Genomic DNA, 12,212 nt, shown 5'->3' with positions numbered 1-12,212 from the left:
GGTCAGATGTCGTACGCCATGCGCGGCGCCGCCAGCTCCACCGGCCCGGAGAAGACCTCGCGCGCGTCGCGCAGGTTGACCTGCGGATCGGTCCACGGCGGGATGTGGGTCAGCACCAGCCGCCCGGCCCCGGCCCTGGCGGCTGTCTCGCCCGCCTCGCGGCCGTTGAGGTGCAGGTCCGGGATGTTCTCCTTGCCGTGCGTGAAGGCGGCCTCGCACAGGAACAGGTCGGTGTCGCGGGCGAGTTGGTCCAGCGCGGGGCTGATCCCGGTGTCGCCGGAGTACGTCAGGGACGACCCGCCGTGCTCGACGCGGATGCCGTACGCCTCCACGGGATGGGCCACGCGTTCCGTGTGCACCGTGAACGGGCCGATCTCGAAGGTGGACGGCTTGACCGTGTGGAAGTCGAAGACCTCGCTCATGGAGGAGGCGGTGGGGGTGTCGGCGTACGCCGTGGTCAGGCGGTGTTCGGTGCCCTCGGGGCCGTAGACCGGGATGGGGTCGCAGCGGCCGCCGTCGTGGCGGTAGTAGCGCGCGACGAAGTACGCGCACATGTCGATGCAGTGGTCGGCGTGCAGATGGCTGAGGAAGATCGCGTCGAGGTCGTAGAGACCGCAGTGGCGCTGCAGCTCGCCAAGGGCACCGTTGCCCATGTCGAGAAGCAGCCGGAAGCCGTCGGCCTCTACGAGGTAGCTCGAGCAGGCCGATTCCGCGGACGGGAACGACCCCGAGCAACCGACGACGGTGAGCTTCATGAAGCAGAAACCTCCGCGGGCGGGAACTTTTTCTGGCGGGAGACGGGGGTCGTGCGGTCCGTCGAGCGTAAGGCGCAAAACGCCCGGTCGCTCCTCCGGCATGACCTGTTGTGGGCGAACTCACCTGGCACCGCTGCCATCCGGGTTACCTGGCGGTCAGCCGTTCGGTGAAGATCCGGGGGCACGCCGAGGGCACACGTGCATACGTGTGCCTCAGAGCACGCAGCTCATCCGATCCCCGCTCCCGGCGCCATCGAACTGGCGTCCGATTGGAGATCCCACACCACCACGCTCACCTTGTGCGCCAGCTCTTCAATGTCCGGGGCTGCTTGGATGATCTGCGCGGTGTCGTCGGTCACGGTCCACAGCACCACGTCGGCGCCGACTTTCTCGTCGCGCCAGGCGTAGCGGAGGGCGGCGAGCACTTCGGGGGCATCATCCTGGCGCAGGTAGCGAAAGGACCGCAGTCCCTCCCCGAGCCGCTCCGTGCAAAAGGGACTCGGGTGCGAAGGCTTGCGCGAAGCGCCGCAGCGCATCCGCAAGAAACGCGACGCCCGACCTTCCCGGGTCCAGTCCGTACGACCGCCAGGACAACGCGGCACACGTACGTGCCCAGACACTGATGTCCGGCCACTCCTCCGTGTCCCAGCGCGGCGGGAGCTCCAGCCATCGGCTCGGGTCGTACTCGATGTCGAGGCTGAACTCGTGTTCCAGTTCAACCCGGGGTTCGGTCATGTCCAGCTCCACCGAAAGGTAGTCATGAGCGCGTCGAACCACTCGACCATGGCGCTGGCGAGGTCGTCGTGCGGATTCCCAGCTCCAATCGTGGAGAAGGCGGCCACGAACCAGTGACCGGGATCGCCGGGTACGGAAACGAAATAGTCGACATTCCGGCCACCCGGGAGGGGCAGCCGCGACTTGGACACGATGATCGACGCACCGAGATTCTGCTGGTGGACGGGCGAAGGCCGAAGCGAGGATGGAGCGTACGACCTCCTGCGTAACGCCTTTGCCCAGCGGAATCTGCACCCAGTCCGCGGGGAGCAGCAGGTGATAACCGGTAGGCGGGGAGATCGGCTCAGTCACGAGTGCGGGCCTGTTCGTATGCCAGATACCGGCGACGACGGCGATACTGAAGGCGACAGCAGGCCACAGTTGCCAGTGACCCATCAGGGCGGCAGGGACGGCGTAGAGCGCGTAGAAACCGCTCACAAATACGAGTTCCCCTGACAACAGGGATACCCGCCGACGGAATTCTGCGTCCCACAGGAGCAAGAGCGCCAGCAACGGTGTGAACGCCGCCACATCCCACTCCCACGTGGGCAGCGGCAGAAGTCCCAGGGAGCCACGCAAGCGGTCGCTGACGAACAGCCGGACCAGGGCGAGCATCACGACAACGATGACCATCCACCGCAATTTCTCGCCGTGTTCGAGGACTGCGCGCTGTGCTTTGGTCGGCTGTGGACCCGTGATCCGGCTTTCCTCACGCTGCACGGCCGCAACTTGTTGAGCCTTGCGGCGACGCACAGCAGGCGAGTCCATGCGGGGACTCTGCGAACCAGCAGAACGTACGCGCCGCTGGGCCTGCTCGGCCTTCCATCCGTTGGCAGCTTCCGAACTGCCGGGTCCCTGCTGTGCGGGACGGCGCCTCACCACTGCGACGTCCCAGGAAGCGGAGCGGTCAGGTCACCCTTGGTCTGAGCGTAAGTCCCACCGATGAGCGGGTCCCATTGGTCCGAGGACTTGTCCGCGAGGTCCATGCCGGTTCCTACTCCCCAGGACGCGCGTTGGATGCCGAGTTGTCGACCAGCCTCAGCCGCGTTCTTCTGCAGCGCCTCGTTGCCGGGAAAGGCGTCTCGCGCTCGGCTGATGTCATCCATGCGCTGCTTCATCAGCTTGTCTCCCATCGCGCTGGCAGTACCTGTTGTCGTCGCCTCGGGCAGAGGAGCTTCTCGTACTTCCCTTGCCGCAGCGCGCGCCTTGTTCCCGTCCGCGAGCCTATGCAGCCGTGCTGCCTTACCACCGACAGCCGCACGACGCGTGGCGCTCGCGCGGGTGGCAGTCCTGAACGCGCCGATGTCCATGAGCACCAGGCAGATACATCTCGAGTGCGTCGGCCCTCCGGGCCTCAGTGGCCGCCGTAAGCAGGCTCCGCCTCAACTTCTCGGCCAACACCGCGACGGAGCGGGATCTGTGCCCAGTCCACGGGCAGGAGAAGACGGTCGGTGGGAGGCTGGGCGAGTGGCGAGGTCAGCCATGGTCACGGGCCTGCCTGTTCGTGTGCCAAATGCCTGCGTGCACCGCCACGCTTATCGCGACTCCGGGCCACAGTTGCCAGTAGCCACCGAGAGCGGCTCCGAGGATGGCCATGAGGAAGTAGAGACCGCTGAGGAGCTTCAAGTCGAATTCCAACGTGTCGGTCTTCTTCCTGATCTCCGGGTTCCAGTACCGGGCCAGTGCCGCCAGAGGGCTGAGTGCCGCGACGTCCAACGCCCATGTGGGCAGGGGAATTTCAAGGTTCGACACCTTACCCGGCCGCAACGCCGTCATGAACCACAGGAGCATGACGAGGGAGATGGCCAGCAGCGCGTACCGCACCGGTGCCGCCATCCGGACGAGCCTGTCGTCTTCCGGGCCAGGGGCATGTGCTTCGGAGCCGGGGGAAACTTCCACCCCACTCAAGGGCGGGCCCTGAGCGGCACGGGCGCGCTCCTGGGCCCGTCGCGCCTGACGGGTGCGAGCGCTCTGCCTCAGGCCGGTCCTCCGCCTGTGCGGCTTGTTCCTCACCATTGCGATGCGATTCCCGCTCCCGGCACTGTCATGTTCCCCCTTGCTGTCCGTGGACGTGCTGGACAACTCGTCCCCGGCCCCGTCCACCCGGATCAAGGGCCGTGCGCGCGATCCAGTATGACTGGGAGGTGTCCTTCTGGTGAGCTGCTGCCTCCGAAACGATGTCGCTCAGTTGCTGGAGCCATAGTGTCCGAGAGAACCACGCAAAAGGCCCTCGCAGCGCCCCGGCAGGCCCCAACCCACGAGGAAATCATGACCGCAGTCACCGAGTTGCTCGACAGCATCCAAGGAGAGCTTTCACGTCTCGGTCGGCCCGTGGTGGCCGATCTCGAACGACCGGGTCTTCCCGCGGACGAACTGCGTCAACTGCTCGGCGACGTACCGGAGGAGGTTTCGGACTGGTTCTCCTGGTGCAATGGAGGTCGGCGCCGGTCGGGGCAGACCGTTTGAGACGCGGCGTTCGTTCCGGGCTACATTTTCCCCTCGGCGGAAGAGGCAAGAGACGTACGGCGACTGGGAAATCCAGACTTGGACACGCTGGGCGACTGGGTACCCATCCTCCTGTCTGCTTCGTCCGACCAATATGCTGCGGTCTGGAAAGCCGGCGATTTTATCGGTGTAGCCGGAGTTCTGGAGGGCGCCGACACCGAGATCGAGTTCCTCACCATCGAGGAAATGTTGCGAGTGCAGCTCGCGGCATACACGAGCGGAGCGTATTTTCTGGCCGAAAGGGAGATTGAAATCGAGGTCGATCTCCTCGACGGCATCTATCGGCAGATCACGGGAAGAGAGCCGTTGTACTGAACGCTCACCGCGCGGGTTCGACCGGAGCCTGTGCGGCGCACATTGTGCGCCGGTACCGTCGTCCGTATGGACACGTCATGGTGGCTTGCGCTGGCTGCGGTGGTGTTGCTTGCGCTGGTTGCCACGCTTGTTGATGGCTGGGGGCGGGGGCGGCGGCCTGCGGGGCGGCGGACGCGGCCGCCGGGGCGGGCGGGGGTGCGGAAGGGTGCGCGGCCGCGGCCGGCGGAGATCTGGTGGGCGAACGTGCCCTACGAGGACGGGCCCGGCGCGAAGGACCGGCCCTGTCTGGTGCTGGTGGTGCACGGGGGGCGGGCGACCGTCGCGAAGATCACCAGCAAGTACCACGACGAGCGGTCCGGAGTGATCCCGCTGCCCCCGGGTGCGGTGGGCGACGCCCACGGGCGTGCGAGCTTCCTGGAGACGGACGAGCTGCGCGAGGTGCCGGTGCAGGACTTCCGGCGCAGGGTGGGCGTGGTGGACCCGGTCCTGTGGGACCAGGTCCGGCACCTGGCTACGTAGGCAGGCGGCTCACGCCCAGAGCTGGCCCTGCAGCGTCTCGATGGCCTCTTCCGTCGTGGCCGCCGTGTAGACGCCCGTCGACAGGTACTTCCAGCCGCCGTCGGCCACGACGAACACGATGTCGGCGGACTCCCCCGCCTTCAGCGCCTTGTTGCCGACGCCGATCGCCGCGTGCAGTGCGGCCCCGGTGGAGACGCCCGCGAAGATGCCCTCCTGCTGGAGCAGTTCACGGGTGCGGGTGACCGCGTCGGCGGAGCCGACCGAGAAGCGGGTGGTGAGGACGGAGGCGTCGTACAGCTCCGGTACGAAGCCCTCGTCGAGGTTCCTGAGGCCGTACACCAGGTCGTCGTAGCGCGGCTCGGCGGCGACGATCTTCACGTCCGGCTTGTGCTCGCGCAGATAGCGGCCGACGCCCATCAGGGTGCCGGTGGTGCCGAGGCCTGCGACGAAGTGGGTGACGGAGGGCAGGTCGGCGAGGATCTCCGGGCCGGTCGTCGCGTAGTGCGCGCCGGCGTTGTCGGGGTTGCCGTACTGGTAGAGCATCACCCAGTCCGGGTGCTCGGCGGAGAGTTCCTTCGCGACCCGTACGGCGGTGTTGGAGCCGCCCGCGGCCGGGGAGGAGATGATCTCGGCGCCCCACATGCCGAGCAGGTCCCGGCGCTCCTGCGAGGTGTTCTCGGGCATCACGCACACCATGCGGTAGCCCTTGAGCTTGGCGGCCATGGCCAGGGAGATGCCGGTGTTGCCGGAGGTCGGTTCGAGGATGGTGCAGCCGGGGGTGAGCCGGCCGTCCTTCTCGGCCTGCTCGATCATGTGCAGGGCGGGGCGGTCCTTGACCGAGCCGGTGGGGTTGCGGTCCTCCAGCTTGGCCCAGATGCGGACGTCGGCGGACGGCGAGAGCCGCGGCAGGCGCACCAGAGGGGTGTTGCCCACCGCGGCGAGCGGGGAGTCGTAGCGCATTCCGATCAGGCCATGCCGCCGGCCACGGCCGGCAGGATCGTGACGTTGTCGCCGTCGGCGACCTTGGTGTTGATGCCTTCGAGGAAGCGGACGTCCTCGTCGTTCAGGTAGACGTTGACGAAGCGGCGCAGCTCGCCGGCGTCGACGATGCGCGCCTGGATGCCCGCGTGCCGGGTCTCGAGGTCGGCGAAGAGCTCGGCGAGGGTGTCCCCGTTGCCCTCCACCGCCTTCTGGCCGTCGGTGTACGTGCGGAGGATGGTCGGGATGCGGACCTCGATGGCCATGGTTGCGGGCTCCTGTCGGGAGGTACGGGAAGGGGCGGAAAGGTGGGCGCACGACAGCACGCCGCGGCTCACGGCCGTACGGCGGCAGGGAAGATCAACAGATGGCGCTGTTCAGCCTGCACAGGTCGACGTGCAGCCGCGCCACGAGCAGGGTGCTCGGCGCCTCGATGCTCACGTCGTTCAGAACCATGGGGTCATCGTATCGATTCCCGGTCCCGGGCCCGGAGTGTGATCTCGCATACTGGACGATTTACGACCGGAATGCGGGATCAGTAGGCCTCCACGATCGTGACCTCCTCCTCCGTGACCTCGCCTTCCACGATGCGGTACGAGCGGAACTGGAAGTCGCCGAGGCCGTCGGTGTCGGCGGTGGACACCAGGACGTAGTGGGCGCCGGGCTCGTTGGCGTAGGAGATGTCGGTGCGCGAGGGGTAGGCCTCGGTCGCGGTGTGGGAGTGGTAGATGACCACCGGCTCCTCGTCGCGGTCGTCCATCTCGCGGTAGAGCTTGAGCAGGTCGCCGGAGTCGAACTCGTAGAACGTGGGCGACATGGCCGCGTTCAGCATCGGGATGAAGCGCTCGGGGCGGTCCGAGCCCGCCGGGCCCGCGACGACGCCGCACGCCTCGTCGGGGTGGTCCTTGCGCGCGTGCGCGACGATCTGGTCGACGAGCGCCTGGGTGATGGTCAGCATGTCCGAAAGGATAAGCAGAAGGGCAGGCCCGTACCGAGGCGTGGTACGGGCCCGCCCGGATGCCGGACGGAAGAGGTCGGCCGACCGGTCAGCCGACCTTCTCCAGCTGCGGCTCGCGCCGCTGCGTGACCTCGGGGTTGCGGTTCTTCAGGACCGCCCAGCCGATGCCGAGCGCGACCGCCCAGCCGGCCATGACGTAGAGGCAGACGCGGGCGTCGGCGTCGTAGGCGATCAGGCCGGTGACGAAGAGCAGGAAGGCGATGGCGATGTACGAGCAGACCGCGCCGCCCGGCGCCGGGAAGGACGAGGCGGGCAGCCGGCCCGCGACGACCGCGCGGCGGTAGAGGACGTGGCTGATCAGGATCATCAGCCAGGTCCAGATACCGGCCGCGGTGGCCACCGAGGTGACGTAGCCGAAGGCCTTCTCCGGGACGACGTAGTTCAGGACCACGCCGATGCCCATGAAGAGCACCGAGACCGTGATGCCGAACGCCGGGGTCTTGGAGCCGGACAGCCGGCTGAAGACCTTCGGGGCCTCGCCGTTGTCGGCGAGGTTGCGCAGCATGCGGCCCGTGGAGTACATGCCCGAGTTGCAGGAGGACAGGGCCGCGGTCAGGACGACGAAGTTGACGATGCCGGCGCCGGCCGGGATGCCGATCTTCGCGAAGGCCGCGACGAAGGGGCTCACGCCCGGCGCGAACTCGGTCCACTTCACCACGCACAGGATGACGGTGAGGGCGCCGACGTAGAACAGCGCGATGCGCCAGGGCAGGGTGTTGATCGCCTTGGGGAGGGTCTTCTCCGGGTTCTCGGACTCGCCGGCGGTGACGCCGACCAGCTCGACGGCGAGGTAGGCGAACATGACGCCCTGCAGGGTCATCAGGGACGAGCCGATGCCCTTGGGGAAGAAGCCGTCGAACTGCCAGAGGTTGGAGACGGCCGCGGTGTCGCCGGCGGAGCTGAAGCCGAAGGTGAGCACACCCAGGCCGATGACGATCATGCCGATCAGCGCGGTGACCTTGACCATCGAGAACCAGAACTCCAGCTCACCGAAGACCTTGACGGAGATCAGGTTGACCCCGAAGAGGACCACCAGGAAGACCAGGGCCGTGACCCATTGCGGGATCGACGGGAACCAGTAGTTGACGTAGATCGCGGCGGCCGTCAGTTCGGCCATGCCGGTGACGACCCACATCAGCCAGTACGTCCAGGCCGTGAAGTAGCCGAAGAACGGGCCGAGGAACTCGCGGGAGTACTCCGCGAAGGAGCCCGAGACCGGGCGGTACAGGAGCAGCTCGCCGAGCGCCCGCATGATGAAGAAGATGATCACGCCCGCGAGGGCGTACATGAAGATGAGGCTGGGGCCTGCCTTGGCGATGTTCGCCCCGGCTCCCAGGAAGAGGCCGACGCCGATGGCGCCGCCGATGGCGATCATCTGGACCTGGCGGCTGCCGAGTCCGCGCTCGTACCCCTCTTCGGCCCGCTGCGGGGCCTCCTCGTTCTCGACCTGAGCGGAGGTCATCTGTGATGCGCCTTTCTCCATGCCGACCCGGGCCTCTCGTCGGCCTCGGATCGGGTCTCGATCCCCCCGGATTGATGGAGCTGGGCGGGCCTTGCGGGCCCGTCCGTGCCTGGCCGGCGATCCGCCGGCTCGGTGGCGCACCCGGCCGAACATGGGTGGTGTTCGCCGGGCGGTCGTGAAGATTTATCACGGCCGCAAGAGTGATCACCGCAGCGACATGTGTCACACACCACAGGAAGAAGCGGACAAAGGGGTTCGCGTGGCCGCATTCACGGCCGCCGCGGTGACGTGATCGTTATCCGGATTTGAGCGTTCTCTGAGCGAACACAGAACCGTCACACGTCACGGCATCAGGGTGCTCACCAGCGTCTCCTGGAGGCCGCCCAGCCAGAGATACGCCATCACCATGGGCTTGCGCGGGTCCTCGTCGGGGAGCCGGTAGAGGACCTCGGTGTCGTCCTCGTCGGTGATCTCCAGCCGGGAGCCGATCGCGAGCCGCAGGTCGTTGAGGGAGTTCAGCCACTGCCGGGACTCCCCGGCCGAGAGCTTGAGGACCGCGCCGCCGTCGGCTGCGGGCGTCAGCGCGTCCAGGCAGCGGACCACCGCGAGCGCGTTCTCACGCTTGCCGGCGCGCAGGTCGTTCTCGGTGTAGCGGCGGAACTCCGCGGAGTACGCCCGCTGTTCGTCGGCCGCCTCGGGATTGGCGGGCACGCCCTCGGGGTCGCTGTAGGCGTCCGGGAAGAGCCGTCTGAGCACCGGGTCCTTGGGGGGCTCGCTCGGGCCCTCCGCGAAGAGCTCGGCCAACGGGTCGTCGGAGGCGTCCTCGCCGGGGCCGGGCCCGATGAGTTCCAACAGCTGGACGGCCAGCGACCGGATGATGGAGATCTCGACGTCGTCGAGCGCGACGGCCGCGCCGCCGTCGGGGAGCGGTTCGAAGTGTCCTGGCATCAGAAGATGTCGCTACTTCCGGTCCTGTTGGAGGGTGGCCCACAGGCCGTAGCCGTGCATGGCCTGCACGTCGCGTTCCATCTCCTCGCGGGTTCCGCTGGAGACGACCGCCCGGCCCTTGTGGTGGACGTCGAGCATGAGCTTGGTGGCCTTGTCCTTGCTGTAGCCGAAGTACGTCTGGAAGACGTACGTCACATAGCTCATGAGGTTGACCGGGTCGTTGTGAACGATCGTGACCCAGGGGACGTCGGGCTCGGGTACGGCGAAGACCTCCTCCGCCGATTCGGTCTTCTCGATCTCAAGGGGAGCGGGTGACGTCACAAGGCCCATGCTGCCACGGCCCCCACAAATCGTCACACTGACGCGAAGTGCGGTAGCATCTGTTGCCATGAACACAGCGGACCTAGGGCTGCCGGTGGACGTTCCCTCGACGGCGCTCTTCACGGACCAGTACGAGCTCACGATGCTGCAGGCCGCCCTCAAGGCCGGTACGGCTGGGCGGCGGAGCGTCTTCGAGGTCTTCACCCGGCGACTGCCCGACGGGCGGCGCTACGGCGTCGTGGCGGGCACCGGGCGGGTCCTGGACGCCGTGGAGAACTTCCGGTTCGACGCGGACGTCCTGCGGTACCTGCGCGAGCGCTCCATCGTCGACGAGGCGACGCTGGAGTGGCTCGCCGGCTACCGGTTCAGCGGTGACGTGTGGGGCTACCCCGAGGGCGAGGTGTACTTCCCGGGCTCGCCGATCATGCGGGTCGAGGGGTCCTTCGCCGAGTGCGTGCTGCTGGAGACCGTGATCCTGTCGATCCTCAACCACGACTCCGCGATCGCCGCGGCCGCCTCCCGCATGTCCTCGGCCGCGGGCTCGCGCCCGCTGATCGAGATGGGCGCCCGCCGCACCCACGAGCTGGCCGCCGTCGCCGCCGCGCGCGCCGCCTACGTCGGCGGCTTCGCCTCCACCTCCGACCTGGCGGCCGGCTTCCGCTACAACATCCCGACCGTCGGCACCTCCGCGCACGCCTTCACCCTCCTGCACGACCACGAGCGGGACGCGTTCCGGGCCCAGGTCGACTCGCTCGGCCGCGGCACGACCCTGCTGGTGGACACCTACGACGTCACCGAGGCGGTACGGCTGGCGGTCGAGACCGCCGGGCCCGAGCTGGGCGCCGTGCGCATCGACTCCGGCGACCTGCTGCTGGTCGCGCACCGGGTGCGGCAGCAGCTGGACGAGCTGGGCGCCCGCGACACGAAGATCATCGTGACCTCGGACCTGGACGAGTACGCCATCGCCTCGCTCGCGGCGGCGCCCGTGGACGCGTACGGCGTCGGTACGCAGCTGGTGACCGGGTCCGGGCACCCCACGGCCTCGATGGTCTACAAGCTGGTGGCCCGCGCCGAGTCCGACGACCCCAGGGCGCCGCTGGTGCCGGTGGCGAAGAAGTCCAGCGGCGGCAAGACCTCCATCGGCGGCCGCAAGTGGGCCGCGCGCCGGCCCGACGCCGACGGGGTCGCGGAGGCCGAGGTCGTGGGCACCGGACCCGTCCCGCCCGAGCTCGCCGACCGGCAGCTGCTGGTCGAGCTGATCAAGGGCGGCGACGTGATCGCCCGTGAGCCGCTGGACGCCGTACGGGACCGTCATGTGGCCGCGCGGGACAGTCTGCCGCTGTCGGCGACGCAGCTCTCGCGCGGGGAACCGGTGCTTCCCACGGAGTACCTGCACACGCCCACGGGTAGCTGACTGCTTGTGACCCGAGGGGGGTGGCCGGTCGTACACCCCCCGCGCCCTCTCCCGGACCGACCGCGAAGTCTCTAGGCTCGTAAGCCACTCATAGTTGAAGGACACCGCCATGCGCCGCGCCTTGATCGTCGTCGATGTGCAGAACGACTTCTGCGAGGGGGGCAGTCTCGCCGTGGCGGGAGGTGCCGATGTGGCCGCCGCCGTGACCGAGCTGATCGGACAGGCGGCCGGCTCGGGCTACCAGCATGTGGTGGCCACCCGCGACCACCACATCGCACCCGGCGGCCACTTCGCCGACAATCCGGACTTCGTGCACTCCTGGCCCGCGCACTGCGTCGCGGGCACGGAGGGCGTGGGCTTCCATCCGAACTTCTCCCCCGCCGTCGCCTCCGGGGCGATCGACGCCGTCTTCGACAAGGGGGCGTACGCCGCGGCGTACAGCGGCTTCGAGGGCGCCGACGAGAACGGCGTCAAACTGGCCGACTGGCTGCGGGCCAGGGACGTCAGCGAGGTGGACGTCGTCGGGATCGCCACGGACCACTGCGTACGCGCCACCGCCCTGGACGCCGTACGGGAAGGCTTTCGCACGCAGGTCCTGCTCGACCTGACCGCCGGGGTGGCCGCGGAGACGACCGAGCGGGCGCTGGAGGAGATGCGCGAGGCGGGCGTGGAACTGTCCGGGAAGCCCGTGGTGGCCTGAGCCCTGAGCCGGAAGCCCGTGGTGGCCTGAGCCGAGAGCCCGGAGCCGGAAGCCCGTCGTGGCCTAGAGGGAGGCCGCGCCTAGGCAGGAGCCGTGGGGCGGCGCAGCAGGGCCCTCATCGGGTGCCACAGCTCCTGCGGAAGGTCCGTGTTGACACCGTTGTCGGGGGCTGTGCGCCATATGACGCCGTCGGGGTGGTGCAGGACCGCGGTGATCTCGTCCGGGGTCGGCGGGGCCCCGTTGCCGCGCAGGTAGACGGCCCGCATGCCCAGGTTGCGCAGCCTGGTCAGGGCGCGCGCCCGGTTGTGGGCGTGGACGAGGACACGGACGCAGCCCGTGCCGTCGGCGGTGGGTCTGGGCAGGTTCAGAGCCACCACCACGCTGCCGGTCGGCAGCTTGCAGAAACCTCCTGCGGCCATGCAGGTCACACCCCCGTGCGTGTCGGCGTCGATGGGACAGTCGGCAGGACTGTCAATAAGGGAAGCACAGGACGCACCTAAACA

Annotated in this window: 18 protein-coding genes; 5 read left to right on the top strand and 13 right to left on the bottom strand. The window is 68.3% G+C overall.

All coding sequences use genetic code 11. The features are described 5' to 3' along the window. Nucleotides 1-2: 2 nt before the first annotated feature. The 5 genes from MQN93_RS36840 to MQN93_RS36820 all read right to left on the bottom strand — a co-directional run bounded on the left by MQN93_RS36840 (nt 3) and on the right by MQN93_RS36820 (nt 3,365). Nucleotides 3-755, bottom strand: a complete 753-nt coding sequence (locus MQN93_RS36840) for an MBL fold metallo-hydrolase (RefSeq protein ID WP_016438055.1) — start codon at nt 753-755, stop codon at nt 3-5. Nucleotides 756-982: 227 nt separating this feature from the next. Next, complete coding sequence (locus MQN93_RS36835) at nt 983-1,180, bottom strand: hypothetical protein (RefSeq protein ID WP_242712948.1); 198 nt, start codon at nt 1,178-1,180, stop codon at nt 983-985. 10 nt (nt 1,181-1,190) lie between these two features. Beyond that, on the bottom strand, nt 1,191-2,297 hold the full coding sequence (locus MQN93_RS36830) for a hypothetical protein (protein WP_242712947.1): 1,107 nt from the start codon (nt 2,295-2,297) through the stop codon (nt 1,191-1,193). Between the two features lie 107 nt (nt 2,298-2,404). Beyond that, entirely contained in the window at nt 2,405-2,662 is a 258-nt protein-coding gene (locus tag MQN93_RS36825) for a hypothetical protein (RefSeq protein WP_242712946.1), read from the bottom strand. Nucleotides 2,663-3,005: 343 nt separating this feature from the next. Next, nucleotides 3,006-3,365 carry a hypothetical protein gene (locus MQN93_RS36820; RefSeq protein ID WP_242712945.1) on the bottom strand — a complete coding sequence of 120 codons (360 nt, stop codon included), beginning with the start codon at nt 3,363-3,365 and terminating at the stop codon, nt 3,006-3,008. A 432-nt stretch (nt 3,366-3,797) separates the two neighbouring features. Between MQN93_RS36820 and MQN93_RS36815 the strand changes: the two genes are divergently transcribed. From MQN93_RS36815 to MQN93_RS36805, 3 genes are all read left to right on the top strand, one after another. Beyond that, a complete protein-coding gene (locus MQN93_RS36815; protein ID WP_242712944.1) occupies nt 3,798-3,995 on the top strand; it encodes a hypothetical protein in 198 nt (65 codons plus the stop codon). A gap of 78 nt (nt 3,996-4,073) precedes the next feature. After that, nucleotides 4,074-4,349 carry a hypothetical protein gene (locus MQN93_RS36810; protein ID WP_242712943.1) on the top strand — a complete coding sequence of 92 codons (276 nt, stop codon included), beginning with the start codon at nt 4,074-4,076 and terminating at the stop codon, nt 4,347-4,349. A gap of 66 nt (nt 4,350-4,415) precedes the next feature. Beyond that, nucleotides 4,416-4,868, top strand: coding sequence for a type II toxin-antitoxin system PemK/MazF family toxin (locus tag MQN93_RS36805; RefSeq protein WP_037783770.1), 453 nt, complete (start codon nt 4,416-4,418; stop codon nt 4,866-4,868). 9 nt (nt 4,869-4,877) lie between these two features. Here MQN93_RS36805 and MQN93_RS36800 read toward each other — a convergent pair whose 3' ends face one another. The 7 genes from MQN93_RS36800 to clpS form a co-directional block, all read right to left on the bottom strand. Continuing rightward, nucleotides 4,878-5,828: a PLP-dependent cysteine synthase family protein gene (locus MQN93_RS36800; protein ID WP_016438057.1), complete on the bottom strand. Its 951-nt coding sequence runs from the start codon at nt 5,826-5,828 to the stop codon at nt 4,878-4,880. 5 nt (nt 5,829-5,833) lie between these two features. Continuing rightward, nucleotides 5,834-6,112, bottom strand: a complete 279-nt coding sequence (locus MQN93_RS36795) for a MoaD/ThiS family protein (protein ID WP_016438058.1) — start codon at nt 6,110-6,112, stop codon at nt 5,834-5,836. Between the two features lie 94 nt (nt 6,113-6,206). Continuing rightward, the gene (locus tag MQN93_RS44450) at nt 6,207-6,302 is read right to left on the bottom strand and encodes a putative leader peptide (protein WP_324604419.1); all 96 of its coding nucleotides are present in this window, start codon (nt 6,300-6,302) and stop codon (nt 6,207-6,209) included. 79 nt (nt 6,303-6,381) lie between these two features. After that, the gene (locus tag MQN93_RS36790) at nt 6,382-6,804 is read right to left on the bottom strand and encodes a M67 family metallopeptidase (protein ID WP_242712942.1); all 423 of its coding nucleotides are present in this window, start codon (nt 6,802-6,804) and stop codon (nt 6,382-6,384) included. Between the two features lie 88 nt (nt 6,805-6,892). Further along, on the bottom strand, nt 6,893-8,326 hold the full coding sequence (locus MQN93_RS36785) for an amino acid permease (RefSeq protein ID WP_242712941.1): 1,434 nt from the start codon (nt 8,324-8,326) through the stop codon (nt 6,893-6,895). Nucleotides 8,327-8,668: 342 nt separating this feature from the next. Further along, nucleotides 8,669-9,274, bottom strand: coding sequence for a DUF2017 domain-containing protein (locus tag MQN93_RS36780; RefSeq protein ID WP_016438061.1), 606 nt, complete (start codon nt 9,272-9,274; stop codon nt 8,669-8,671). 12 nt (nt 9,275-9,286) lie between these two features. Then, on the bottom strand, nt 9,287-9,604 hold the full coding sequence (gene clpS / locus MQN93_RS36775; RefSeq protein WP_016438062.1) for an ATP-dependent Clp protease adapter ClpS: 318 nt from the start codon (nt 9,602-9,604) through the stop codon (nt 9,287-9,289). Between the two features lie 58 nt (nt 9,605-9,662). On the opposite strand from clpS, the gene MQN93_RS36770 reads away from it, so the two are divergent. Together MQN93_RS36770 and MQN93_RS36765 are read left to right on the top strand one after the other, a co-directional pair. Further along, complete coding sequence (locus MQN93_RS36770; protein WP_016438063.1) at nt 9,663-11,009, top strand: nicotinate phosphoribosyltransferase; 1,347 nt, start codon at nt 9,663-9,665, stop codon at nt 11,007-11,009. A gap of 109 nt (nt 11,010-11,118) precedes the next feature. Beyond that, entirely contained in the window at nt 11,119-11,709 is a 591-nt protein-coding gene (locus MQN93_RS36765) for an isochorismatase family protein (RefSeq protein ID WP_016438064.1), read from the top strand. Between the two features lie 80 nt (nt 11,710-11,789). On the opposite strand, the gene MQN93_RS36760 is transcribed toward MQN93_RS36765, so the two are convergent. Continuing rightward, nucleotides 11,790-12,128, bottom strand: coding sequence for a hypothetical protein (locus MQN93_RS36760; RefSeq protein WP_242712940.1), 339 nt, complete (start codon nt 12,126-12,128; stop codon nt 11,790-11,792). Nucleotides 12,129-12,212: the final 84 nt, after the last annotated feature.

The organism is Streptomyces spinosisporus (genome assembly GCF_022698145.1).
GTDB classification, from domain to species: Bacteria; Actinomycetota; Actinomycetes; order Streptomycetales; family Streptomycetaceae; genus Streptomyces; species Streptomyces spinosisporus.
The sequence above is the reverse complement of the archived record's forward strand: the minus strand, read 5'-3'. Positions and strand labels throughout refer to the sequence as shown.

What these genes read in the sequence shown, in the direction of transcription:
- MQN93_RS36805 (WP_037783770.1), top strand. Translation starts at nt 4,416, where the DNA reads ATGGACACGTCATGGTGGCTTGCGCTGGCTGCGGTGGTGTTGCTTGCG.
- MQN93_RS36800 (WP_016438057.1), bottom strand. Translation starts at nt 5,828, where the DNA reads ATGCGCTACGACTCCCCGCTCGCCGCGGTGGGCAACACCCCTCTGGTG.
- MQN93_RS36830 (WP_242712947.1), bottom strand. Translation starts at nt 2,297, where the DNA reads ATGGACTCGCCTGCTGTGCGTCGCCGCAAGGCTCAACAAGTTGCGGCC.
- MQN93_RS36840 (WP_016438055.1), bottom strand. Translation starts at nt 755, where the DNA reads ATGAAGCTCACCGTCGTCGGTTGCTCGGGGTCGTTCCCGTCCGCGGAA.
- MQN93_RS36765 (WP_016438064.1), top strand. Translation starts at nt 11,119, where the DNA reads ATGCGCCGCGCCTTGATCGTCGTCGATGTGCAGAACGACTTCTGCGAG.
- MQN93_RS36820 (WP_242712945.1), bottom strand. Translation starts at nt 3,365, where the DNA reads ATGGCGGCACCGGTGCGGTACGCGCTGCTGGCCATCTCCCTCGTCATG.
- MQN93_RS44450 (WP_324604419.1), bottom strand. Translation starts at nt 6,302, where the DNA reads ATGGTTCTGAACGACGTGAGCATCGAGGCGCCGAGCACCCTGCTCGTG.
- MQN93_RS36780 (WP_016438061.1), bottom strand. Translation starts at nt 9,274, where the DNA reads ATGCCAGGACACTTCGAACCGCTCCCCGACGGCGGCGCGGCCGTCGCG.
- MQN93_RS36825 (WP_242712946.1), bottom strand. Translation starts at nt 2,662, where the DNA reads ATGGGAGACAAGCTGATGAAGCAGCGCATGGATGACATCAGCCGAGCG.
- clpS (WP_016438062.1), bottom strand. Translation starts at nt 9,604, where the DNA reads ATGGGCCTTGTGACGTCACCCGCTCCCCTTGAGATCGAGAAGACCGAA.
- MQN93_RS36760 (WP_242712940.1), bottom strand. Translation starts at nt 12,128, where the DNA reads ATGGCCGCAGGAGGTTTCTGCAAGCTGCCGACCGGCAGCGTGGTGGTG.
- MQN93_RS36795 (WP_016438058.1), bottom strand. Translation starts at nt 6,112, where the DNA reads ATGGCCATCGAGGTCCGCATCCCGACCATCCTCCGCACGTACACCGAC.
- MQN93_RS36815 (WP_242712944.1), top strand. Translation starts at nt 3,798, where the DNA reads ATGACCGCAGTCACCGAGTTGCTCGACAGCATCCAAGGAGAGCTTTCA.
- MQN93_RS36790 (WP_242712942.1), bottom strand. Translation starts at nt 6,804, where the DNA reads ATGCTGACCATCACCCAGGCGCTCGTCGACCAGATCGTCGCGCACGCG.
- MQN93_RS36770 (WP_016438063.1), top strand. Translation starts at nt 9,663, where the DNA reads ATGAACACAGCGGACCTAGGGCTGCCGGTGGACGTTCCCTCGACGGCG.
- MQN93_RS36785 (WP_242712941.1), bottom strand. Translation starts at nt 8,326, where the DNA reads ATGACCTCCGCTCAGGTCGAGAACGAGGAGGCCCCGCAGCGGGCCGAA.